Genomic DNA, 26,021 nt, shown 5'->3' with positions numbered 1-26,021 from the left:
GAGCCCGACTCATCGGGCCAAACATCTTAAACTCTTTCAGCAACCCAATCAGGCACTGAGGCAAGAGCACTTGGTAGCGCATCTGGATTATTACCACCGGCTTGAGCCATGTCAGGACGACCGCCACCTTTGCCATCGACTAAAGGTGCAACCATCTTAATAAGATCACCTGCCTTTACCTGTTTAGTCAGCTCTTTCGTCACACCAGCAATCAAACTCACTTTACCGTCATTCACTGACGCCAACAAAATCACTGCGGATTCCAGCTTACTCTTCAATTGATCTAGCATATCGCGTAGTGCTTTGGGATCCGCCTCAACTTGTGCAACCAGCAGTTTGCCGCCACGAATATCTACCGCCTGAGACGCTAAATCAGCTCCAGCCATAGCAGCCAATTTACCTTTAATGGCATCCAACTCTTTTTGCAAAGCACGAGCTTGGTCATTTAGTACCGTTACTTTTTCAAGTACAGTATCTTTATTGCCTTTGACAAGTCCCGCCACCTGATTTAACGCGCTCTCGATGGAGCGACTAGCCTCTACCGCCGCTTTACCAGTCACCGCTTCGATACGACGAACACCAGCGGCAATACCACTCTCCGTCAAAATTTTAAACAGACCAATATCGCCCGTGCGCTTAACGTGAGTACCACCACAAAGTTCAATAGAGTAGTCCGCCCCCATGGTCAAAACACGAACCTGACTATCATATTTTTCACCAAATAAGGCCATCGCGCCTTTTGCTTTCGCGGCCTCGATGTCCATTAGCTCGGTTTCAACTGGGCGATTTAGACGAATCTGCTCATTCACCATGTCTTCAATTTGCTCAAGCTCCGCCGCAGTAGCGCCTTCAAAATGAGAGAAATCAAAACGCAAACGCTCAGAATCAACCAAAGACCCTTTTTGCACCACATGATCCCCTAATACACGGCGTAAGGCCTCGTGCATTAAATGTGTCGCCGAGTGGTTCAAAGCAGTGGCTTGACGCATAGAACGATCTACTTCCGCTGTTACACTATCCCCTACTGACAAACGCCCTTCTTTTAACTCACCATGATGCAAATGCGCTTTACCCTGTTTAGTAGTATTAGCAACTTTGAAAGCCACACCGCCACTCAGCCAACCTTGATCGCCAACCTGGCCACCCGATTCGCCATAAAAAGGCGTATTTTTCAATATCACAACCGCTTGCTGACCCGCTTCAACAAACTCAACCGTCTCGCCATCAAGCAAGATAGTTTCCACCACACACCGATCTTCTAACTGATCATAGCCGGTGAACTCTGTTTGTACGTCCAAATCAAGGCTACCGGACATATCCATAGTGAAGTTACTGGCTGAACGAGCACGAGCACGTTGAGCTTCCATCGCAGCCTCAAAACCTTCTTCATCGATTTCCAAACCATTTTCACGCGCAACGTCATTGGTCAAGTCGGCTGGAAAACCATAGGTATCATAAAGTTTAAAAACCGCTTCACCTGGCAACACTTTGCTGCCCGCCAAACCTTCAATGGCTTCTTCTAAAATTCGCATCCCTTGATCAAGCGTTTTTGCGAATTGCTCTTCTTCTTTCAATAAAATCGCTGTCACACGTTCTTTTAACTTACGCAATTCTGGGTACGCATCGCCCATTTCAGCATCCAGTGCGGCAACCAATTTATGGAAAAAAGGTTTTGCCTGACCTAATTTATTCCCATGACGTACTGCACGGCGAATGATACGACGTAAAACGTAGCCACGACCTTCATTTGACGGCACAACACCATCCACAATCATGAAAGAACAAGAACGGATATGGTCAGCAATAACGCGTAGAGATTGCGCTTGCAAATCATCAGTACCTACAACTTCAGCAGAGGCCTTAATTAGATTTTGGAACAAATCAATCTCGTAGTTACTGTGTACACCTTGCAAAATCGCCGCGATACGCTCCAAGCCCATACCAGTATCCACTGAAGGCTTAGGAAGTGGTGACATATCACCGTTTGCAGATCGATTGAATTGCATGAAGACGACGTTCCAAATCTCAATAAAACGATCACCATCTTCTTCCGCTGACCCTGGAGGCCCACCCCAAATGTGCTCACCGTGATCATAAAATACTTCTGAGCAAGGACCACAAGGACCTGTGTCTCCCATTGCCCAGAAATTATCAGATTGATATCGGCCACCCTTATTATCACCAATACGAATTATCTTATCCGTCGGCAACCCAATTTGCTTGTGCCAGATATCAAACGCTTCGTCGTCGTCTGCGTACACTGTCACCAACAATTTTTCAGTTGGCAATTTTAATACCTGAGTTAAAAACTCCCAAGCAAAGCCAATGGCCTCTTTCTTAAAGTAGTCCCCAAAACTAAAGTTACCCAACATTTCAAAGAAAGTGTGGTGACGCGCCGTGTAACCAACATTTTCCAAGTCATTGTGCTTACCACCAGCACGAACACAACGTTGAGATGAGGTTGCACGAGTATAAGGACGAATATCATCGCCTAAAAACACATCTTTAAATTGCACCATACCAGCATTAGTAAACAGCAAAGTTGGATCATTGCCTGGTACTAAGGAGCTAGAATCAACTATCTGGTGTTGCTTACTTTCGAAGTAAGATAAGAACGATTGGCGTAACTCAGAACTCTTCATAATGGGGTGAGTCTCTATCTCTATATTTCTGGACGAATAGGGCTGCGCTAGCCGCGATAAAAAGAATGCGGCTACTATGCAACGAAAAGCACAAAATAGTACACGCAAAGGATAGGTATTTTCAAAAGAAACCGCAGGAATTTTAAGCTTATTTTGTGCAAATCCTACACAAACCCCTCTTTTCAGACTGAAAAGAGGGGTTTAACAAGAAGATTAGGCTGATTCACTCGCCGAAAAGTAATGGTAATGAGGCCGAGAAGTCATTCGAGTCACCACCTCATAGCCTATGGTGCCAGCATAATCCGCCACCTCTTCAACCGGCACATCACCGCCCCACAACACAACCTCTTGACCCGCTTCCATAACCAAATCGCTAGAGGGGGTCAAACGTACCGTGATCATATCCATTGATACCCGTCCTGCAAGATGGGCAGACTGACCCGATACTTTTAATGGTGCACCATTTTCCGTCACCCTCGGGTAACCATCACCGTAGCCCACTGCGACGGTGGCGAGCTGATGAGCTTCCCCTGCTTGATAGGTTCGGCCATAGCCAACTTGATCACCTTTTTGCAAATGTCGAACTGAAATGATTTTCGAGGTCAAGGTCATTGCTGGCTTCAACCCCAACTGCACTCCAGGCACCCCTGCAAAAGGGGAAATACCATATAACATGATACCAGGGCGGATCCACCCCCCCTCAGGAACAGACCATTTCATAATTGCCGCTGAATTTGCCACACTGGCATCAATCTCTCCAATATCGCGTCGTGCACTTTCAAAATAAGCCAATTGCTCCATGGTGGTCATATCCGATAAGTCATCGGCACATGAAAAGTGCGTCATTAACAAGACTTGATCCACCAAGCCACTTTGACGCAATCGCACCACAAAATCATTGACCGTCGTTTTATCGACACCTAAACGATGCATTCCTGAATCCAGCTTAACAAACACTTTTTCTATATTTACCTGACACTCGATCAGCCAAGATAATTGCTGCTCATTTTCAATTGCAGCCCAAAAACCATACTGCTCACACAAAGCCCATTCGCTCTGTTCAAATACCCCTTCCAGCAACATAATTGGCGATTTCACATCCGCTTCACGCAATTCAATGGCTTCTTCTATCGTTGCCACCGCAAAAGCATCTACTTGCTCATCAAGATGGCGAGAAACCGCCACAGCACCATGACCGTAAGCATTACTCTTCACCACGGCAAAAGCTTTACAGCTCGGTTGCAGCTTCTTGGCAAACTGATAATTATACAAAATTGCATCTAAATCGATGCTAGCAACAAGAGGCCTAGCCATACATATTCCTTACTACTAATAACGTGCTACCGCGAGATCAGTTGAATCGACCTCTGTATTATTGCCCGCCATGATATCCGCAATCACTGCTGCAGAGCCACAACTCATTGTCCAGCCGAGCGTTCCATGACCTGTGTTCAAATACAATCCATTAACCTCAGTCGCCCCTACCACTGGCGTGCCATCTGGCGTCATTGGGCGAAGTCCGGTCCAATATTCAGCGTCAGACAATTGACAACCTTGGCCAAATAAATCCTCTACAACATGACTGATCGTTTCGGTTCTGGATTTCGGTAAATCTAGGTTATAACCCGCTAACTCCGCCGTACCAGCGGCACGAATTCGGTTACCAAGACGAGTCACAGCGACCTTATAGGTCTCATCCATTACAGTAGACACAGGGGCATAGGCGTCATTGGTTATTGGCACCGTTAAGGAGTACCCCTTTACCGGATACACCGGAATATCAATATCGCAGGCCTTTAACAATTCTTTAGAGTAACTACCTAAACTCACGAGAACCGTGTCGAACGCTTGCAAACCATGTTGAGTAAACACCCCTCGGACTTTGCCAGCCTCAACCGACAATGACTGGATATCTGTATTGAACTGGAATTGCACTCCCAAGGCCTCACACTCCGCTTTTAGAGATTGGCAGAACAGATAACAATCACCCGTCTCATCACCTATGAGCTTTAAGCCACCTTTAAATTTATCAATGACAGAGGCCAAACCGGGCTCCGCTACAACCACCTGCTCAGGCGTCAGCATTTGATGAGGTACATTCAGTGCCCGTAACACCTTAATGTCTTTTGCAGCCGCTTCTACCTGCTCATCTTTACGGAACAATTGCAGCGTTCCACCTTGTCCATCATCATATTGAATTCCCAACTCTTTTCGCAAACCGATAAATTGATCTCGGCTATACTCAGCCAATGCCATCATGCGGGATTTATTGATGTTATAGGCACCCTCCGTGCATTGAGAAAGCATCTTCCCCATCCACAGCAATTTTTTCATTTCTGGCTCAGGGCTAATCTTCAATGGAGCATGCTTCTGCATAAGCCACTTAATGGCCTTTAACGGAATACCAGGAGCCGCCCAAGGTGCTGAATAACCTGGCGATATTTGTCCAGCATTAGCAAAGCTTGTCTCTAAAGCCACACTAGGCTGACGATCTAATACCGTCACCTCAAATCCTTTTTTAGCCAAATAGTAAGCCGATGTTAAACCAACAACGCCAGCCCCCAATACACAGACCTGCATACGCCCTCCAACAATTCAATAAGTCATTTAGACTATATTTACACACAGAAAGCAGTTTTACCTACCAAATTAAAATAGATTATTAGATACAAAAACCATAAATATTATAATTTAAAGGTTTTCAAACTATTCAATTTGGTGATTTTAGTTAATGACAATGGCACAATGTCAAAAACACAGAAGATAGCACTATGCACACACCACAATTGACGACCTATGAGCACGCTTTACTCCTACTAAATCAAAGAGAGCACGCTTGTGCAGAAATTGCCGTAAAACTAAAACAAAAGGGCCATTCTGAGGAGGATATTGACAACACAATTCGTCAACTAAAAGAATTGAACTACTTAAATGATGAACGATTTGCCGAGATTTATGTGAGAAGCAAAGCCAATCGATCGCTTGGCCCTACTCGAATTAAACAAGAATTACTGCAAAAAGGCCTCTCTAGTGACATCGCCAAGAACGCCATAGAGGAAGCGGAGTTCGACTGGTATGAATTAGCCAAAGACGCAAAGATTCGCAAATTTGGTGAGGAATCCACCCAAGACTATAAAGAAAAATCAAAGCAGATGCGCCATTTACAATATAGAGGCTTTGATTATGAGCAAATTCAATACGCTCTTTCACAATCGGATAGAGAAAGCTAATTATCCTTCCCAACATAAAACTCACCACAAAAATGGAGGACTACAGACCATCTTCCCCTGCCATCATGGCATTGAGATATTTTTCCTCCATCTCCACATAGCTTTGCTGAACAGAATCGATTTTCTTATCTAATTCATCCACTTTATGACGCAATTTAGAAAACTCTTCTGTTTGTGCCTGTCCATCATACAACTCAGTGGTTAAACGCTTTCGTTCCGCTTCAAGCTCATCGTTTATTTCTCGAAGATTCTCAAGCTCATCCAACTCTTTTTCCAATAAAACATCACTATCTTGAAATTCTGGATTCGTCAGCGACTCAGGATGACTCAATTTATATTCAAGGCTTTCACGAAGCACTCGTGCTTTCTCTAAATCACGCTCCAAAACCTCAACATAAAGTTCTGAATCATTTACCATTTGACGCAACTCTTTGATTTTTGATGCTTGCTCTGTTGCAAACGCATCTGACGCTTCCGTTAACCCCCCTTGAGAAAGTAAATCTTCCATATTTCTCATGGTACTTAACTCTTCATCAATCACGCTATAAATGTCATTACCTGTTGGATCACTATTTGCCAACTGAGCCGTCTTTTCTGCCAGCGCTTCATCACGCTTAACAAGGTCAATGTTCAAGTTATGTTTAATATTATGTAGATTCTCAAGCTTTGATTCTAAGCGCTTAATCACTCGACTACTTTCCAACAAAGACTTCTCAAGACGAGCAATGGAAATATCATATTCCCCAATATGACGATCATTGCCATCACCTTTAAGCTGACGCATTTGCATTTTCAGCTCTTCAATAATGGCTTTCTGGTTGGCGGCGAGCTGCTTAAGATCTGCCACTTTATCATCCATTTCTGAACCTACAGAATTCAAAAAGTCCGATTCGTCTACGCCACCTAAAAAATCTTCAAGTGCTTCGATATACTCAGGCGCTACGCCACTCTTTTTCACATCATCCAAGTGCCGCTTGAGGCGTTCAGCCAATTCAAACATACTAGCGATTTCAGACCGCAACAGACCTAGGGATTCATCCAGTTCAGCTTCTTTTGCGAGTTGCGCCTGCAGCTTATCCAGCTGGGTATTTAGATCTGTTGTAATATTGACCTGATTGAAAATTTTATCGCCCGTTTTCTGAATGATTTTATTCAGCTCGCGCAATACTGATTGGTTCACTTTGAGGGATTTCAGTAAAGCATCAATCTCTTGTGCCTTATCTATTTTGTCGAGAATGTTCTTGAATGCACTTAACAAGGAAATCACGTCTACATCGTCAAGCCCTTCTTCGATAATTTTCATTTCAACATCTAAAAAAATAGACCAGCAAGATAACGAAGCTCGTCCTTGAAAATCCTCTTTTTCTAATTTATTTAACAACTCGCCACAAATGAGTTTTTGCTGCTTCAACAACACCAACCACTGCTCTTTCTCAAAGGTTTGAGCAGAATCTGTTAGAGGCTCATCATTATCTTCATTATGATGTTCATCATTATCTGCTTCATCGGCATTCAGTTGTTTTCTCAGTGATAAATAACGCACCACAAGCACAACAAACACCACTGCCAACATCACACTGGTTGCAATTAATCCCCACTGCCAAACCAACATAGCGCAATCTTCCTATTTATCAGTCAATAACCCCTATGACTAATCATAGAAGTTTCTGACTCATGACACCATAAAACCTACATTTCTTAACGCTTCTATCGTAAAAGCCCAAAAAGCAGGCATTAGAACCTAATAAATACAATCACTCAACTTTGTAACCGACTCCATATACAGTATGAATCAAATCATCATCAAGACTTGAAAAGTTTTTAATTTTTTTTCTAAGATTTCTCATATGACTATCAATGGTACGATCATTAATAATACGATCATCTAAGTAACAAATATCCATTAAACTGTCACGCGAATAGACGCGTTTCGGCCTCTGCATCATAACCTGTAATAACCTAAACTCAATAGGCGTAAGATCTACCTTACTACCATCTACAAGACAAGATAAAGATTCCGTATCAAGCGTCACATTTTGATAGGACAAAAAGCGTTTTGAACTTACTTCTTCGTGTTTAACGCCATTTACTCTTCGCAAGATAGCTTCAACTCTTGCAACCACCTCACCAGGTAAAAAAGGTTTACATACATAGTCATCCGCTCCAATGTTAAGACCAAGAATACGATCCTTCTCATCAATTCGTGCAGTCAGCATGATAATAGGCACATTAGAAACTTGACGAACTTCACTACATATATCGAAACCACTTTTGCCACTTAACATTAAATCCAATATAACTAAATTAGGCTTATCCTGGATAATCCTCTCCGCTGCATGAGTCCCATCAAGAATAATATGTGGCTCAAAACCATCTTTATTTAAGTAGTCAAACAAGATGTTTGCTATCTTCTCTTCATCCTCAACTATATAAATAACATTCGTGCCCATAGTCTACTGCTCTTTTGCCAATGGAATTTTTACTATCAATTTAAGCCCACCCAAGTGGGATGGCATTGCCGAAATCTGCCCCTGGTGTGCTTCAACAATTTGCTTACAAATTGCTAACCCTAAACCTGACCCCTCTTTTCTCATATTTCTTGAGGTATCTTGTCGAAATAATGGATCAAATAATTTGTCATAATTCTTGTCTAAAACACTTGGATAACTGTCTTCAATCTTAATAATAGCGAAGTATTTATCTTTAAAAAGTCGAACTTGAATATTTCCTGGGGCATCAGTGTAGGAAATACTATTTGAAAGAATATTCGAAAAAAGTTGAGAAAGGCGTGCAAAATCAATTGAAGCGATTGCTGGTTCTCCTTGGTAACAAAGTTTGAGACCATAATCAGTTGCAGTGTTATCATAAGATGACACAATAGCTTCCATCAACTCATTAAGCTGTGCATTTAAAAATTCATAACGAAGTCCACCAATATCAGAAATAGACAATTGATAAAGATCATCGGTTAATTTTCGCAAATGAAAAACTTCTTGTTCAAGAGAATCTAATCGTTCTTGACTAAATTTACGAACACCATCTTTGAGTGATTGAATTTCTCCAGCTAAAATAGTAATCGGCGTTCGTAAATCATGAGAAATATTCGCTAACCAATGACGTCGTGACTCTCTGCTACTTTCTAGTGTTTTAGATAAAATATTTACATTATCAATTAATTGACCTATTTCATCTTTTCCACGCCTCTCTAGCTTTATAGAAAAGTCACCATTGGAAAGACTAGCAATTGCTCTCATAATACTTTTTAGAGGTTGAGATAGAAATAAAGCAAGAAACCATGAAATAGCAATAGCGAGAACTAGACCAACACCACCAACCCAGAAACTAAGATTCCGCTGTCTTTTTGAAAATTCTGTCGGTATAGTCTCACTAAAATGGTGTACGGGTATACTCTTTAAAATCGCGATAACCTTTCCATTCTGTATAAGAGGGACAGACACTATTCGATTATCTTCTATATTCAATAATAAATCTGATCCTATTAAAAACCCCCCATCTCCATCAAATAAAGCAGTTGAAGGCCCTTTTCTTTTCCCCCCTGGTAGCACAAATACACGTGGCATGGACTTTCCATCATTATTATTTGTAGGTATAGATGAAATAGGAGTTGAGGGATCTCTATGTTTTGGCCGGGGTAATGATTTCAATATTTCGTTAACTTTTACTTTTGATACTTTATGCCAATCACGCCCTGCACTTTCAAACTCAAGAATCAAATCATTGGAAATTATTTGAAGTCTAACTTGCTCCAATGCATTAGGGTAGTCTAAAAAACCTTTCTCGAAGCTCCATCTAGCAAGAAACAAAGTCGATGCTAATAGCACGATCGATAGAATCAAAAAGGTAGTCATTAATTTATGAAAAATAGTAAAACTATTGGGGAAAATTTTATTGCTCACAGTATTACCCACCAAAAAATAATGGCACTCTACTTTAATAGGCTATTGGAGATTGAAGAGAGTGCACGTTCTAAAATTAACCTATCTTGTGCCTGAAGACTCATTTCATCTAGAAAAGACATACATTTTTCAGAAAAATCAGCTGGGGCCATTTGTTTTAATGAGGCTAATTCACGATCAAAAAGAACACTTAGAATTAGAAAAAACGCATACCAATCAAAATCCGTATGATACGCTTTATAAGACAACACATTCGGCAAAGAAAAATATTTTGAATAGGAAAACACTTTCTTAAGAGAAATAGCACTACCAAGCCAACCAGCACTGCCAAAATCAATAATACGAATCTTCCCTTTATAATATAAGATATTCTGCGGCTTTAAATCAGAATGAACAATACCAAACCTATGTAGCTGGATAATTTCTTCAAATAACAAGCACGCTATTTCCGTAAAATCATACGCATTAGGCTCAGGTTCCTGCATAGAATCGAGCGCCAGCAACTTAGAAACATCAACCCCTTCATAAAAATCAAAAATATAAAAAAAATTACCTTGGAAATTTTTTTTAATGTTATATTTTTGATTCCTAAACAAACGTCTTAACCAAAGAGATTCTTGCTGTAAAAGCTGATACTCTAAAGAAGAATTACTCCATTTAATTCTGCAACTATCACCAGATTCAAGACACGTTATTTTCGCGACTTTGTGACCTAAACGAAGATAGTCTAAGCTAAACCTCTTTTGTGATTGTAACCAGCTATCTAAATCAAACATTACAAAATATCAGGTACTTGCAACCCAGAAAAAAAGTCTGGCATAAGAGCACTAAATTCTGAGTCTGACTTAATTCGTAAAATTGCCTTGCTCTTATTATTCTTATATACCAAAGACACATCGTCAGAACCTGGTAACCTGGCTCCGCCCATTAGGTCAATTAATCTCATCCAATTCCAAACACCATCAACTCGATTCACATAAGCATTACCTTCAGTATCTTCTAGTTTAACCATAAGTTCTGAGGTGACGTTCGCCGCGGTAGGCCACTCTAATTTCTTCCATAATGCAGGCCCATTAGAGTAACTGAATAAGCTCCCCTCACCAGAAACAGTGAGTTTGGTCAGATCGGGAGAGAGAGACTCTGCTTTCATATAAAAAGTAAAGCTAGGAACCCCCTTATCAAACAAAGTGCTCCTAACATTTTTCCAAGATGTTACAAAGCTTTTAAACCTTTCACTAATCACTATGTATTGATTCGGTAAAAAGCTGTTTATCACTAGCTCATCATTTTCAGATGGATCAAAGTTACTTTGATATTTATTAAGAAATGAATTCACAACCCCAGTATCACCAAAGAAAGCTTTAAAGTCTGATATATTAATGTCTTTCGAAGACGTTTTACTAACTGGATAACGACCCTTAAGATATTTATTATAAAATGAGAAAACATCCCCCCAGTCTTTGTCCAATTTGTTTTCGACCTCTTTCATTGCTAAATTATTAATATTATAAGCTTGACCTTCTAATAATTTAGGTAAAATCTCATCCTGATAATCAACAGACATTTCGGATAACAAAGATAAAGGGTTACTGGAATCCGCATCATTTAACTGTTCGAAAAAATACAACTCTCGGCTTTTAACATCCTTATATTGCTCAACCCAAGAGAGGGTCTTCTTCATTTGAGATAATGCCAAACCTAATTGGCTTTGCCCTGTGTCATCCGAACTAACAAGTTTATTAATAAACGCAAAAGGTGTTTGAATTGACAATGCAACACGGTTCGCCGTTTCTTTTTGATCTTTCAGCATTTCATCCACAAGTGCTTTGGGATCTTCTCCTGCTGAATCAGAAAATTTCAACCTGGTATTTTCATCGATCAATTTATAAAAGTACGTCAAGGGTGAAAATATAGCATCCGAAGCTATCAATAATTGCTGTTTAGAATCCCCCCAGCCTTGTGTTGGAACCCACTCTACGTTGGACGCAAAGTCTTTCCAGTAACGAATATAATCTTCAATATAACGATCTCGGAGTTGTCGATTTATTCGATTTATTTCAGCTTCTCCATTTAAGCGCCCCATCACACCTTCATAAGATTGAATTGCTTCACTTGCTAGTTCAAACCCTGTGGATGTATATAAATCCTTAAAACCTTCAGCCGTAAATAGGTAAGGAATTAGATAGCCACTATAGCCATCTTTAAAATTGAATACATCTTGATAAGACGGTCCTAATTTTTTTCTTAAATCGATACGTTTTCTAAAATCGGGATGTTGCAATATATGCTGGTACAGCAGTTCACTCATATCTTCGGATGTCAAAGAAGATCTAACAAGCTCAACTAATGCTATATTTTTACTTTCAGGTATTGCTGTGGTTGCAAAAAGGTCTTTTGCAAGAACGGCAAATCGGTTTAACAACAAGCCTTCACCTTCGCCTTCCTCAGTTAAAGCATTGACATAATAATTAACGAGAACATCAACATCTTCACGGTGCGGATCAAAAAGAATCTGATATATATTGAGTAATTGAAGGGATTTCACCTTATCATCCAACTTACTATAAACAAACATATCCTTCATTAAATAGTCATTCATCAAATCAAGTAAGACACCTTTAAGCTCTGAGTAATATGCATTTTTTACAACTTTTTCTATACTTGAATCAGGAAGGTAATCTGTCACATACCAAGGTGTTTCCGCTTGATATGATAAATAAATCTCTCTTAGTTCATATACACTAAAAACAGGAGACGATAAATCATCAGAAATTATTACGTTAGACTTCAAGTTTTCTTTATACTGATCTAATTGGATATTAGCATTTTGATCTAGAGTTTGTTGATAGTCGAAATTTGCTTTTATTAACACCAAAAAGCCAATAAAAGTACAAAATAGACCAGAATAAACAAACGTCTTTGTAAGTCTAAATACCGTTTCTTTTCTTCTGTTAACTCCAACTATTTTACTCTCTCTAACAATATACTTTCGCACTAAATCTTTATTAAAAAGACTCAAGCTACTGCCATTAGAATTTGATGTTGAAAACTTTTGATAACCAAGATCTGACGCATGCATCATACTCAGAAGATCGGTATGACTACTTTCTTGTCCAGCATTCACAAAAAAATAACCTCGAAAATATAGAGGCTTATCATCATAGTGATGTTCATAAAACAAACGCTCTAAGAACCCCTCAAGATCCGTTCTTAATGCATTGATTTGAAATAATCCGGAGATCAACGATTCCCTATACTCTGAATTCAATTGTTTGGTTAAAAAAAGACTAATACTGTTAGAAAGGTCCTTTTGAATAGTATCAAAACTATTATCAAACCACTCCTTATCGAAGCCCTTTAAAGAAGTGACAGGCATTAAAGCACCAAATGGTTTCTCTCGTGCCTTTTCATCTAGCGTCGAAAATACCTCGCAAAAGTCCGTAATCTCGGCCATATGTGTAAAAAGGCTATATATAGGAAGTGATAATCCGAACCTATTATTTAGCATTTTAATAAAACTACGATAACGCTTACTACAGTCACTGACCTCCATATCATCTAAAGATAATAAGTCAGAAACATTTAAGGCTGTTATTACGCCATTTATAGCTTGTCTTTCACGTTTTTTCGCAATCAGTTGAATTAAGTAATCAACTTGTTCTTGGAAAGAATCGGCCTTAGAGGAAAGAGAAAATGATACCAAGACACTAGTATCACTTAACCAAAATTTAATAGGTGAATTAGAAACATCGGCCTCGTCGCCTTCAATCGCTTCAAAACCCATCTTTTCTATTAAAACATCTTCCTTCTCACTGTTATCACTTATAAAAAAATACCAAGGGAATTGGTATGGAGAGCTATTCGACTTTGCCTGCTTATACCAGGCTTGATTGAACACTTTCTTAAGGCGGCGTTTATGGAACTCAATTATTTTCTTATCAGCCTGATCTTCTTTTTCCTTTAGAAATAAGCGCATACAAATCCAAGATAAAAGCGCACTAAATAATATAACTCCGAATATTTCTAAAAATAAAGCCCAATATATTTCCATAGAAAACAAGTCAAAAAACCATAGCGCACATGATGATAAGATTAAGAAAGCTAGCATTATCACTAAAAAAAATACGGCCTTATTTTTTTCTTTTCTCATTTTCACTGCCTAACTTTAGTACTATGAATGATAAAAGCATCATCAACACCAAATGCTTTCACTTTTTTCAGGATATTATTTGCTGTATTTTTATTATCCGTTTCAACTACGACCTTAAACAACTTATTCGACTTAATAATTTTTGCATCTTTGACAACAGCATCAATTTTTAACACATAGTTATTCGCTGCCAAAAGCGTTGAATAAGTTGCAATTTGAACAATCCAAGATTCAGTTCCATCAGCGTTATTACTCCCTGAAATCGAACTGACCGTTTTTTGCTCTGATTTCAAGCTAGTAGATAGGTCATTTGTTGTCACTGTTTCATTGGATTTAGAAGTAAGCGTTACTTTTTTATTAGAAGCCATTTCTTCTGGTGTACTGAGATAAGTAAATTCTTTACCGTCTCCTTTTGGCCTATAGTATTCTTCCGTAAAACTCTCCAATCCATAAAAGCTTCTACCTCTTTGCGATAGTGTTTCTTCATACCAATATGATATTGCTACCAGCACAGAAATAATGAGCAAAATAAACAATAAAAACTGGCGCCAATATTTAACGGGAGGCTTAGGTTTTGTAAACTTAACTTTACTAATGTCTTCAGAAAGGCCAACCCCATACCCATCTTTCTTTTCAACAATATGCAATTGAGAAAAAATTGCATTTTCAAGACGCTTTAATAGACTTTCAAGTTGATTGTTACTATTGACTCGATATTGCCCCCTAAAGCCCATTTTAAGAAGTATATAAATCAGTTCAATTAAATCGACTAATAAAATAGGTTGTGATAAAGCTCTTTCAGCAATCAAATAAAATTGCTCACCACCATTTTTCATCCCAAATAACTCGCTGACCAAAGTTTGATTTTCCCAACCAGACTCTTCCCCCCAACTACTATGTAAAACCTGCTCATCAAGCATGATACAAAATAGAAAGCAGACTTTATCTGCTACAGAAGGAGGATAATCTAATGCTGCAACTTTGTTTTTTAGATCAGCTACCGCCCTTTTAAGCCCAGCTCTAAAAAGATACATATCTTCAGGAGCCTGTATACGAGCAATTGAAACTGCGATAGATAAAAGTTCTGAGCTAGCACTTAATATTTTGTTATCGAAAAATTGATATTTTTGCAAATCGATAGCATATCTAGAGGCATTCTTTAACGGGTTAGCATTGTCTAAAATCTCATATCCGTCGTCATTAATTTGACTCTTTTCATCAGATTCAATCTTAAACGCAACCGTTTCTTCATCTAAGAAATCGTTCATCAACTTACCCCAAAGCGTATAGTATTAAGGCTACATCAGGAACTCGGCTATCAACATGCAGAGTAATTGCTTCACGTTTATTTTTAATCTCTTGCCAAAAAGCATGACCTGTATCTATTTCGAAATAACACATATCTGCACGCGCTTTAAGCTCATTTGGCGCAATTGGAAGAACACTAAGCCCTATACCAGAAAGGCCATTTCGGACCAGTTCTGCAATTTGCGTAATACCAGATAATGTACAAGCACTAGGGAATACTTGGGCTAATGTCGAAGCTCCAATTGAAGATTCTACTGCCAATACAAATCGACGATTTTCCATCAAGTGAATATTTGGTACAGATGTTCTCAATAATCTACGTTTTTCAAATAAATTTGTATCCCATTTAAATTCGGCAACACTATCACTTTGCACCATGGATAGCTGTGAACGTAATGCTGAAAACACTTTCGAAAAAACAGCTTTCAAGTCGTCTTTTATTAACGGTTCAGGTAAATCTGCAACATTGGGTTCAAAACTTTTTAGCTCAGCAGAATAGCGAACTAGACCTTCATAGAGCTCTTCCAATAACATATTGGAATTATTAAGTGCTAAATGTAGCCAAGGAAGCCAGCGATTTAAGGCCTGTAGCCATAAATACTCTTTCATTAGACTTTGCTCACTTTTCCTATTTTGTCCTGCCCCTATTCTCTGCGCAATGCTCTGGGCACGAGCTTGAGTCAATGCAAATAACTCCTTGATTCTTTCAACTAAAATCTGAGACGCTCCGTACTGAAGACAAGCAGGAATAAACCCTTTATCTAGAATTACTTCCCCACTCTCACGCTTCTCTAACACGCGAGCAATTGGTATTAACGTCATTCCAGTTATTTCGTCACCTTCTAACACTAAGCGAACATTAGGTTCCGCAAGTGTTGTTTCGATAGAGCTTTGGCTCGAGTCACTCGAGTCAAATAAATTAATTGAAACCTTTGAGTATCGACATAAATCCTTCAATTCTCCGTATTCATTTTCACCTTCAACGGACATTGGTAAAGCAAGAAACACACGTTTTTCTAATGTCGCAGCAGGAATATCTAGCACTAATTCACGGAAACTCTCAAAATAAGTCCCATCAGGAAAAACCCCACAACATTCAGATATCACTAATTTCCCTATAGTTAATCGGTGACTATCAATCTCCAACGTAGAGATACCATAGCGATTTCCACCGGTAAATTGAGCAGTGTATTGTTCAACATAGTGATGCAAGTAGCGCTCTTGTTGCTGAAAATGTTGAGGGGCTATAAACATCCCCTCATTCCATACAACTTTACGATGTCGTCTCAATTTAAACTCCTCAAAATAGTTACCACCAGGAATCATCAACTGGTTGTTTAATATCAATTTCTGTACTAGTAATTCTTATATAAACTGGGTTTTCATCAGGATCATCCGCAAGGCTAATATAGGATTTGGTGACAAGCTGTCTATAGTTAGCAAATTCAGCCAAAACCGCTAAATAACGCGCCTCTTGTTGAATATCCAAAGTCAATTTCTGTGTTTTCCCTGGTAATACAGGTGATATATTAATCATATCCACTAGCGCTTCGTTTAAAACACTTCGGTCTTGATTATAAAGTTCTAAGAACTCACTTTTAGTGAAGGCCCCAATTTCTCTAAGTTGATACACTCTAATTGCCACTGGGTGAGGGCTTCCGTCTGAATAAACATTAATATCTTCTGCTGGTATAATATTAACTTCCACTTTAAAAGGAGGTAAAAAAGTAGGTGAACTCCCCGAACTACTACAGCCAACCAATATCACAATCCATATATAACAAAGTACGGATTTAAAACATTTCAATTTCATCGTTTCTCTCTAAGTTCTTCAAAAAGCAAGGCATAAAACTGACGGTAATACTCGCCACGTTCTTGCTTACGAATAAACTGCTTTTTATATAAAGACCAATATTTTTTATCCTTAGCCCCCCAACCAGAAAGGTAACTATTAAACTCGTCCTCAAGATTAACAGGGCTTAATTCTGCAATGAACTTCTCAAAAGTAGCTTCCAAGCAGGACATTAACCGTTCATGGGCAATTGAACCCGAGAGCGTATTTTGCTGTTGTTCAATAATTTTGTTCAACTGCATGACACTATTGTGCAATGCTCTTTTCTCTTCGTCCCTTGCTTCATTGTATGTACTGACCGCCAAGTCGTTCGCATTAAATTGTATCACCTCGGCATCTTCATCTACTTCCGTGACCTCATTAGGATCCCGCATCTGTAGATCTTCTTGCATCGATTCAAATGGATCATAACCAAAGGAATCTTCCTCCATCACATTTTTTTTTGAAAAAGAGGGTACATCAGCTTCCTCTTCATTAAAAAGTGAGTTGTAGCTCTTTTGATCTATAGGATTATTGGCTTTAATAGGAGAATCCATTTCTAAATTTTTCACGTCAAATACAGCAGAGTTAGGATCATCCAGACTCTCATCTAAAACAGGAATATCCTCTTGTACAAATAGCGATTCCATATCGCTCACCAAAAGAGTGTAAGCCCCCATCTTAATATTATCGCCATCAGCAAGAGTGTGCTTAGCGCCTTTACCAATTAAGCGGCCATTGACGTAGACTCCATTCGTACTTCTGTCAATCAGCTGATAACGGCCTTTCTGAGATAAAACGATTTCGGCATGAACCCTAGACAAAGAACGGTTAAAATCTGGTAGCTGAATAGTACAGTCAAACGAACGTCCAATTGTTCCACCAGAATCAGGTAGAGAAATCTGTCTACTTGTAACTTGCTCATTTTCAGGCAACTCGACGAGCTGTAAGCTGATACTCATAATCTACCTTTATTAACTGTTTTCAACGACACGATGTTAAAGACGCATTAAAAGAATCCAAAAATGTTGGATTTTCTCGAATAAAATCTTTTGAGAAATGCACCACTTGATCTAAGGTCCCTCTAGAAACGCGCTTAAAATTGCTCAATGGCATTCCTGCTTTTTCCATGGAGTATTCAAAAATATACCGGTATTCAAGGGCAACATCGATCTCTCCTTGCCAAAGCATTTGAAGTAGAGAGTCTGCATCTCTTGGCTTTTTGATGACGTTATAGCCTTCTTGTTTTAAAGACAGCCATTTATTGGTATTAAACTTTGCCCCATAACGAAGATTGTATTTCTGAGTTTCATCATCGATATCAAAGCTTATATTCGGTAAAACAAACCAAGATAAATCATCCGTCACTACTGCAGCAGAAGGAACAGCATAAGCTGCTCTCGTTGTGCTTTTAGAGCCAGCAAAATAGCCATCCATTTTGCCTGTTTGCACCATAAGCTGCGCACGATCCCAAGCCATAAAAACGATTTCATATGGTTGATTCATTAAACGCAATGCGCATTGAACTCTTTCCACTGCAACACCGCCAATCTCCCCTGTTTTCTCATTAACCGTTTGGTATGGTGGCCAAACCTGAGTAGCAAGTGACAAGCGTTCAATTGCAGCATAAGTTGTCCCTGTTAGTATCATTAAAACAACACCAACAAAATAACGTCTCAATAGAGAACAATACGCACAGTTTCTCATAATTACTCGATTGTAAGCTTAATTTCACCAGTTTGAGGAATGACATCAACACTAACACATGATATGGGCAACCCATCACTTAAACGCTGGATACACTCTTCTGCCAGTTTGGGCATTAAAGCACGGTTAATCATTTGCTCAATCGCCCGACCACCTGTTGTTGGATCCGTATTACGCGACACAATAAAGTCAACAAACTCAATACCCCAGCTAAAACTTGCTTTGTATTTTTCTGCCAGTTTTTTAGAAATTCGATTTAAGCTAATTTGAGCAATATGACCTAATTCTTCCGCGTTTAATGGGTAATATGGCACAATGGTCGTTCGTCCCAAAAATGCAGGTTTAAAGTAAGTTTGTAATGCTGGACGAATTTCCTCAACTAGCACTTCATTTACTGGGCGCTCATTCGTCTCAGCACAAATATCACAAATCGCTTGATCCGCTGCATTTGAGGTCATGATAATAATGGTGTTTTTAAAATCGACCGTGCGACCTTCACTGTCCTTAATATGACCTTTATCAAATATTTGATAAAACAAATCATGAACACCTGGATGAGCTTTTTCCATTTCATCCAATAATAAAACTGAGTATGGATTACGACGAATAGCTTCAGTTAAGACACCACCTTCACCAAAACCAACATAACCCGCAGGGGAACCTAACAGCATAGAAATTTTATGTTCTTCTTTAAATTCCGTCATGTTAATGATGGTTAAATTATCCCCACCACCAAAAACCTGATCCGCCAATGCCATCGCTGTTTCAGTTTTACCCACACCACTTGGTCCACACATTAAGAAAACACCAACGGGTTTTCGGTTATCAGTCAAACCAGCACGAGAAATTCGGATACTCTTAGCCAATTCACTGATCGCTGTTTCCTGACCAATAACACGCTTATGCAATGCTTTTTCCAAACTCAGCAAAGCTGCAACTTCACCCTTTACCATGCTCCCTGCAGGAATCCCTGTCCAACTGGAAATAACAGAAGCGATTACCTCAGCATTAACCATTGGATAGACCAATGGACTTTCCCCTTGAACCACTTTCAATTGGGAAAGTAAGCCTTGTAATTTATCTTGTTTATCGGCTTCAATGGCGTCATCTTGAAATTGTGATTGTATTTCGTCACTTAGTTCAACAACCTGTTGAACTAACTCAAGCTCATTTTGCCATTTTACATTCAGTTCACTTAGCTCAGCTTCCATTTTAGCGACATCATCGACCAACACTTGGCTATCTTCTGGAAGGTCACTTAACACAGCATCTTCAACTTTGTAAGCTTCTAACTCACTATTCAGGTAGCGAATTTTTTGCTCTAGAAACTCAACCCGTTCAGGTTTCGCACCTTGAGTTAAAGCAATACGAGCACACGCCGTATCCAAAAGGCTAATGGCTTTATCTGGGAGTTGTCTAGAAGGTAGGTAACGGATCGAAAGGTTTACCGCAGCATCTAATGCATCTTCGCGAATAAAAACGTTGTGATGTTTCTTTAGAGAAACGGCAACACCACGCAGCATTTGCATGGCATCTTCTGCGCTAGGCTCTTCTACTTTAACCACTTGAAAGCGACGGGTTAATGCAGGGTCTTTCTCAAAGTATTTTTTATATTCAGCCCAAGTTGTGGCAGCAATTGACTTAAATTCGCCTCGTGCTAAAGCTGGCTTTAATAGATTCGCGGCATCATTTTGACCCGCAGCACCTCCAGCGCCAATCAAAGTATGTGCCTCATCAATAAAGACAATAATAGGAGTTTCTGAGCTCTTCACCTCATTAATGACATCTTTTAAGCGATTTTCAAACTCACCTTTGATACTGGCTCCCGCTTGTAATAAACCTAAGTCCAAAGAGTGTATTTCAACACCTTGAATAACCGGTGGCACTTCACCACTAGCAATTCTCAATGCTAAGCCTTCCACTACTGCGGTTTTACCAACACCAGGTTCGCCAACCAAAATAGGATTGTTCTGACGTTTACGGCACAAGATATCAATAGCTAAACGCACTTCAGCGTTACGTCCAGAAATGGGATCTATCTTTCCATCGCGAGCTTGCTGGGTAAGGTTCACCGTATATTTATCTAGTGCCCCACCAGCTGTAGGCGCCGCATCAAGGTCCTCTGTCTTTGTTGATGATGTCGCTGTCGTTTGCTTTATTTGAGAAATTTTACTGCTCAGTGCTTCAAGCGATACAGATTCAAGACACTTAAGGTTTAATTTTTTCACCCCAAAAGAATCTGTTTGAAGCATAGTTAGTAGAAGGTGCAAAGCATGCACACTAGTATGCCCAAAATTAACCGATGCTTGTACCCAAGACTCTTCCATTAACTCACTCAGAGCACCGCTAATAGTCGGTTGGCCCGTCGCTCCCTTAGGAAAACGCTCTATACGGTGAGTAAGCTCTCCAACCAGTTGATTAATATTAATATTTTGATTTTTTAAAAAAGACACCAAGCTGTTATTTTGATGAGAAATAATTTGCATCATCCAATGCTCAATTTCAATCGAGCTAGCAGTTTGCGACATAGCATCACCTGCCGCTTGCTCTAAAGCATCTTTGATATCGGCTTCTAATTTACTGACTAGATTTCCTAATTTTACGTATGACATAGCAATCTCTCTGGTTGTAATAGAATTTTTCGATATTCATCGGATTTACGGAGAGGAGAAAGACAGTTCGCTTCCCCTAACCTAACCCCCAAACCATTAGCCGAAATAATTGGTTCGTCTATATAAGCTCTTTTAACAAACAAATAGATTTTGACTTCAATGAGTTCTCGTAAATATACCGCGACCAAATCTCTCAAGGTATTTGCAAAATGTGCGTTAATTGAGAGCCCTAGAAATTCTTTCTTACTCTTGGGTCTAATCAAAATCTCTAATGATTGATAAGCTTGGTTACCTTTTTTCCCTATCAGTAGGCCTTGCCCTAAACGATTATTTCGACCTAAATGCTGGCCAAGATAACTTAGACTTCCAGACGGCATACGATATGAAATGCTAGCGATTACAGAAGATTCCACATCAAGTTGAAAATACTGACTCAGTAATTGATTTAACCCTTTCAATGTCCGCGTTTTTAATCCCATCAAGACACTGAATCTCAGTAAACTTGTATCAGACCTATGTATAAAACTATTTGGCAATGCAGACAGTTGCGCCAAAGCTGTTTTCTGGCTGACTCTTACAAGCATGCGCCCTAAAGTAGACTCTTGCTCCTCTCGCAATAATAAATTACGAGTCGTCACAGCGTTGGCGGCAAGTTCAAAATATCGATGATTAAAAACATCTAAGAAAGTCTGCAAGGATGACTCTCCCTGATGCAGACTACGAAGCAACTCGTAGTATAAATAATCAGGAATAATACCTCGACAACCAGATAGTGCTTCTAACCCTAATGTCACCTTGACCTGATCGGACAAATTTTCAATAGCGACAACATCAGAGTTGTCGCCTACTGGCATAGGATCTGGTCGATACTTTATGTCTTTTTTCATCGATAGATGTCGTAACAACCGAACTATCTGTGTGAATTCATAACGCTCAGGCCTATGCATAACGGATTGAACTACAGACATAATTGGCTCCCATGAACCTTGTCGTATTCAATGCTTTCTGCATCATTACCAAAGCGTTTAATTTTCACCTGCATAAAGCGGTCAAAACTACAAAATTGCTGAAAATACTGATTTAACACTTCACCTAAAATCGCAATATTATTTCCTAGCATTTCGTCATCCAACATAATCGTCACTTCCGTACCTGACGCGAACACAGATTGCTGGCGGATACTCATAGGGGCAACTAAGTGCTTATATTCAAGCTGTTTAATCGCATCAGCCTGAGAGCAAGTTTGATTTGGACTACACATGCGTAACGATTCTTGCAGCATCTTCACCGTATCATCGGATTGTACTAGGCTTGAAAAATTGACATTAAGAAGCGCCATGAAACGCCAATTCAATTGGTTATCAAGGTTTGGGTATTGTGGCGCTGTCGGTGTCGACATCACTCGCAGGTCACCTGGTAACTCAATCGAAGCCATGAGTTCTACCGGTTGATTTGCAGCAATCAAACAGGGCAATCGGCCATTGCAAACACTTAGATTCGTCGCTAAAACAACGCTATTTTTACTCTGTGAGCTATAAGGGTAACTAATAGAGAGAGACACTTTCCTACGCCCTTTTTCGTCCCAATGCTGCCGACTCTGCCATTGTGGAGAAGATTCATCATGCCAATACCCTCCCTCATAGACAGGGCTCAGCTCAAACTCACCAGTAGGAAGCACTTCTTTAACGGTATTAACTGAGACAACGGTCTGTTCATTCTCTGAATGCAAATCTGCGATAACCGGCACAGATAACTTAGAAAAGTCATATTTAATAGGCTCCCCTCGACACTCAAAAATATTGATAGCTGGGACCGTATTCAGGCAAAAGACCTTCTTGTTAAACAACCTTAGAAATTCAGGGGGCAATTGTTTAGTAAATAGGCTGATCGTGACCTTAGACGAATTAAGTTTACTTAACTCATGCCCCAACTCCGCGATACGCATATAAGCAGCTTTATCTGGATAAATGAAGTAGTCTCTAAGCAAATCAAAACCGCCAAAATGGCTCCCATGCCGAGGCAGCCATTGAAAGTCAGTATCCGCTATACGTGAATGCAAACGCGATGAATCTATTTCTATGAGTTTTCCATCTGGCGTCAACAAAGAAATAATCTCGGTATTCAATAGTAGAAGGTCAATTAAGCCTTTGGAGTTACTTTCAAAGCCACGAACATAAAAATCGAAATGACTTAAGTCGAAATGGCTAAAAAAAGTATCATCGTCCAAACAAGACAGCTCAATCTGTATCACAGAATCTGCGTGCCTAAGATTCGCTGGCGTCAAAAAATTAAATGGAGCCGCTTCCGCCTTAATATTTTGGATGTAATAAGGGTCTATCGTGAGATCTGAGACCGTTGTAAAAATACACTCTTGCTCTTTATTTAACTTAACCGACAGTCGATTACCTTTAGGTAAAAAAATAGATTCGCTCAGCTTTTCTGGCTCTTCTATTAGCTGAATTGGAGCGTAACTCGGTGATATTTGAAGATAGCCTGGATAAAGAATATTAAATAAGTCTTGCAGCACTTCAGGAAATTGATCATCGATCTTTTTTTCCGTTTTTGCAGTTAGCAATGCCATCCCATCAATCAATCGACTGATATTTGGGTCTTCATTACTACTTTGATTTAACTTAAGTTTGTTCGCTTGTTCTGGAAAATCACCAGAAAATTCATTCAACGACTTACGAACATAGGCTAATTCTCTTTCGAAATAGCGCATCAATTGATCAGACAACTTCTTGACCCTCTAATTTAGCCACCTGATTCGATAAACTAATATTCGAATCAAACAAAAAAACATGATTACCATTTGGTGTTTTTATTTTCGCCATCAACGAGAAACAAATCATATTCTTTTGTGGGTCACTTTCTTCAATAAAGACGCTCACTTCAGCCAAACGTGGTTCAAAAGCGCGCACCCAATGCTCAACAGAGCGAGCAAATTGATCTTTATCCACCTGACTACTAATACTGTAAACACTATCAAGACCAAAACGCATATTAGACGCTTCAATCTCCTTAAAGCCTTTTGGCAAATTCATCATTGGTGCTTCAGAATTAAGTAAAGCCGTCAGTTGATAACGTATAGCTTCCAACATCTCATCGCCAACTGAGCCCTCGTCTTTTAGAAATGTATTCCAAAATATCATGCTAAAGCCTCTGAGCTTGCACCCCTTTCAGAACCTAAATCTGTCGACAACAACACTTCACCGCAGACATTATCAAACTGATACTGTGGCTGAACAAGCACATCGCAGGTATAACGCCCCTGTTGACCTGGTATTTCTCTTACTTTCACCACACCTTTGCTTAGAGGATATTTCGCTAATGTCACCTCATCGGCGCTAAACAAATTACTCGAGTAGCGATCTAACCAATTATTAAGATATAACTCACACTCTTCTGCCGTTTGAAAATTCCCTATCATGCCGCGAATTTGAACTTTCAAATAATGGGCAATACGACATATCATCAAAGTTGTTTGCAACTGCCCCATTACAGCTTCGGCACTCTCTTTTCCTGACTTCCAGATAGAGCTATTACCACGGAAAAAATATTTTTCTGTCATAACGCTATGGCACAAAGGAACAAAGCCCTGCGCAGAATAAAAGCTGCCAATTTCTGTAATAATGCGAACATCCGGTGTTGGTTTTTTGGTACTGAAACTTCCAATACCATTCTCAGGAACATTAACCAATGCTCCACTGTATTGGTCCTGCCAGCGAGACTTCATAAAACCAAACCAATTAATTCGGTTAAATTCCCGCATCGCAATAGAGGCAAACATAAAAGCAGAATGGCCCCAGAGACCTCTCTGTTTACGACAGGTTTCATCAAAAATGAAACGCCGACAAGACTCTTGAGTATAAGAATCTCTAAGCTTAATACGAGGCATAACCAAACCAATAAAACGAGCTTCTGGTAGAGACCTTAAATGCCTCCAAGTAGTAAATTCGGGCCCTTCTAAGATTTTTTCGATACGTCCGATATCGGATATCCAATCGGCCCCTTTTTCACCAAAAAAATCATCCGCCAACGAGAAAATAAATGGGCAAAGACATATATCACCTAGACGCCCAAGTAGCTCAAGGGTATAGACATCATCGTAATCTTGATCTAAATCCATCGAGATACCACGATCAACCACCACCATGCCGAACGGTTGGCCACCAGACGTATTTAGCTCTCTATTACCAATCAGGTTATAAAGCATTGAACGGCGCAAGGAGATCGAGTTATTAACATCTTGTGATACTGCATCCCAAGATAGATCCAAAATACGTACTTTCACTTTCTGGTTATTAACAGGCAGCCTGACCAGTGAATCGACACCAAGCCAAACGGATTCTAACGCCTCAAAATCAGAGTGGTGCAATATTGCTGAAGTCTGAGCAGACAGGTTTTCATCAATCTCAGCAATTAAACGACTTACTGACGCAAATAAAGCACTTTTGCTTAATAGCATCTCGTCATCCAATTCTGCCAATAAAGTCAAAGCACTTATTAAATAATCGCCTTGATCTTCATCTAACTGAATTAACCTATCCTGTATCGAACTCAACAACATTTGCATCCACACCTGTCACTTACTTTGTATTAGAGCACTACGACTGGCTAAAAG

19 protein-coding genes are annotated in these 26,021 nt (G+C 39.6%); 1 reads left to right on the top strand and 18 read right to left on the bottom strand.

The window, feature by feature from the left end; genetic code table 11:
- Window positions 1-26: 26 nt before the first annotated feature.
- The 3 genes from alaS to MAR181_RS03380 all read right to left on the bottom strand — a co-directional run bounded on the left by alaS (window position 27) and on the right by MAR181_RS03380 (window position 5,222).
- Window positions 27-2,642: an alanine--tRNA ligase gene (alaS, locus tag MAR181_RS03390; protein WP_013795208.1), complete on the bottom strand. Its 2,616-nt coding sequence runs from the start codon at window positions 2,640-2,642 to the stop codon at window positions 27-29.
- A 213-nt stretch (window positions 2,643-2,855) separates the two neighbouring features.
- Window positions 2,856-3,956 (bottom strand): alanine racemase, encoded by a 1,101-nt coding sequence (gene alr, locus MAR181_RS03385; protein ID WP_013795207.1) that lies wholly within the window; start codon window positions 3,954-3,956, stop codon window positions 2,856-2,858.
- 15 nt (window positions 3,957-3,971) lie between these two features.
- Complete coding sequence (locus MAR181_RS03380; protein ID WP_013795206.1) at window positions 3,972-5,222, bottom strand: D-amino acid dehydrogenase; 1,251 nt, start codon at window positions 5,220-5,222, stop codon at window positions 3,972-3,974.
- A gap of 191 nt (window positions 5,223-5,413) precedes the next feature.
- On the opposite strand from MAR181_RS03380, the gene MAR181_RS03375 reads away from it, so the two are divergent.
- Entirely contained in the window at window positions 5,414-5,872 is a 459-nt protein-coding gene (locus MAR181_RS03375) for a regulatory protein RecX (RefSeq protein WP_013795205.1), read from the top strand.
- A gap of 40 nt (window positions 5,873-5,912) precedes the next feature.
- Here MAR181_RS03375 and MAR181_RS03370 read toward each other — a convergent pair whose 3' ends face one another.
- The 15 genes from MAR181_RS03370 to MAR181_RS03300 form a co-directional block, all read right to left on the bottom strand.
- The gene (locus tag MAR181_RS03370; RefSeq protein WP_013795204.1) at window positions 5,913-7,484 is read right to left on the bottom strand and encodes a coiled-coil domain-containing protein; all 1,572 of its coding nucleotides are present in this window, start codon (window positions 7,482-7,484) and stop codon (window positions 5,913-5,915) included.
- Between the two features lie 142 nt (window positions 7,485-7,626).
- Window positions 7,627-8,322 carry a response regulator gene (locus MAR181_RS03365; protein ID WP_013795203.1) on the bottom strand — a complete coding sequence of 232 codons (696 nt, stop codon included), beginning with the start codon at window positions 8,320-8,322 and terminating at the stop codon, window positions 7,627-7,629.
- Between the two features lie 3 nt (window positions 8,323-8,325).
- Window positions 8,326-9,789 carry an ATP-binding protein gene (locus tag MAR181_RS03360; protein ID WP_049782699.1) on the bottom strand — a complete coding sequence of 488 codons (1,464 nt, stop codon included), beginning with the start codon at window positions 9,787-9,789 and terminating at the stop codon, window positions 8,326-8,328.
- 29 nt (window positions 9,790-9,818) lie between these two features.
- Window positions 9,819-10,565, bottom strand: a complete 747-nt coding sequence (locus MAR181_RS03355; RefSeq protein ID WP_013795201.1) for a protein kinase domain-containing protein — start codon at window positions 10,563-10,565, stop codon at window positions 9,819-9,821.
- Complete coding sequence (gene tssM, locus MAR181_RS03350) at window positions 10,565-13,939, bottom strand: type VI secretion system membrane subunit TssM (protein WP_013795200.1); 3,375 nt, start codon at window positions 13,937-13,939, stop codon at window positions 10,565-10,567. Before tssM ends, MAR181_RS03355 begins: the two co-directional genes overlap by 1 nt.
- A 2-nt stretch (window positions 13,940-13,941) precedes the next feature.
- Window positions 13,942-15,207: a type IVB secretion system protein IcmH/DotU gene (icmH, locus tag MAR181_RS03345; protein WP_013795199.1), complete on the bottom strand. Its 1,266-nt coding sequence runs from the start codon at window positions 15,205-15,207 to the stop codon at window positions 13,942-13,944.
- 4 nt (window positions 15,208-15,211) lie between these two features.
- Window positions 15,212-16,537 (bottom strand): type VI secretion system baseplate subunit TssK, encoded by a 1,326-nt coding sequence (gene tssK, locus MAR181_RS03340; RefSeq protein WP_041651588.1) that lies wholly within the window; start codon window positions 16,535-16,537, stop codon window positions 15,212-15,214.
- Window positions 16,538-16,556: 19 nt separating this feature from the next.
- Entirely contained in the window at window positions 16,557-17,060 is a 504-nt protein-coding gene (gene tssJ, locus MAR181_RS03335; protein ID WP_013795197.1) for a type VI secretion system lipoprotein TssJ, read from the bottom strand.
- A complete protein-coding gene (locus MAR181_RS03330) occupies window positions 17,057-18,040 on the bottom strand; it encodes a type VI secretion system-associated FHA domain protein (RefSeq protein WP_013795196.1) in 984 nt (327 codons plus the stop codon). Before MAR181_RS03330 ends, tssJ begins: the two co-directional genes overlap by 4 nt.
- A 22-nt stretch (window positions 18,041-18,062) precedes the next feature.
- Window positions 18,063-18,728 (bottom strand): substrate-binding periplasmic protein, encoded by a 666-nt coding sequence (locus tag MAR181_RS03325; protein ID WP_144011280.1) that lies wholly within the window; start codon window positions 18,726-18,728, stop codon window positions 18,063-18,065.
- Between the two features lie 59 nt (window positions 18,729-18,787).
- Window positions 18,788-21,397 carry a type VI secretion system ATPase TssH gene (gene tssH, locus MAR181_RS03320; protein ID WP_013795194.1) on the bottom strand — a complete coding sequence of 870 codons (2,610 nt, stop codon included), beginning with the start codon at window positions 21,395-21,397 and terminating at the stop codon, window positions 18,788-18,790.
- On the bottom strand, window positions 21,385-22,365 hold the full coding sequence (locus tag MAR181_RS03315; RefSeq protein WP_013795193.1) for a type VI secretion system baseplate subunit TssG: 981 nt from the start codon (window positions 22,363-22,365) through the stop codon (window positions 21,385-21,387). The genes tssH and MAR181_RS03315 overlap by 13 nt, the downstream gene beginning before the upstream one ends.
- Window positions 22,356-24,134 carry a type VI secretion system baseplate subunit TssF gene (gene tssF, locus MAR181_RS03310; RefSeq protein ID WP_013795192.1) on the bottom strand — a complete coding sequence of 593 codons (1,779 nt, stop codon included), beginning with the start codon at window positions 24,132-24,134 and terminating at the stop codon, window positions 22,356-22,358. The genes MAR181_RS03315 and tssF overlap by 10 nt, the downstream gene beginning before the upstream one ends.
- Window positions 24,127-24,549 (bottom strand): type VI secretion system baseplate subunit TssE, encoded by a 423-nt coding sequence (gene tssE, locus MAR181_RS03305; protein ID WP_013795191.1) that lies wholly within the window; start codon window positions 24,547-24,549, stop codon window positions 24,127-24,129. The genes tssF and tssE overlap by 8 nt, the downstream gene beginning before the upstream one ends.
- A complete protein-coding gene (locus tag MAR181_RS03300) occupies window positions 24,546-25,967 on the bottom strand; it encodes a type VI secretion system contractile sheath domain-containing protein (protein ID WP_041651586.1) in 1,422 nt (473 codons plus the stop codon). The genes tssE and MAR181_RS03300 overlap by 4 nt, the downstream gene beginning before the upstream one ends.
- Window positions 25,968-26,021: the final 54 nt, after the last annotated feature.

This window comes from Marinomonas posidonica IVIA-Po-181 (genome assembly GCF_000214215.1).
In the GTDB taxonomy this organism is placed as follows: Bacteria; Pseudomonadota; Gammaproteobacteria; order Pseudomonadales; family Marinomonadaceae; genus Marinomonas; species Marinomonas posidonica.
This window is presented reverse-complemented; position numbering and strand designations above follow the sequence as displayed.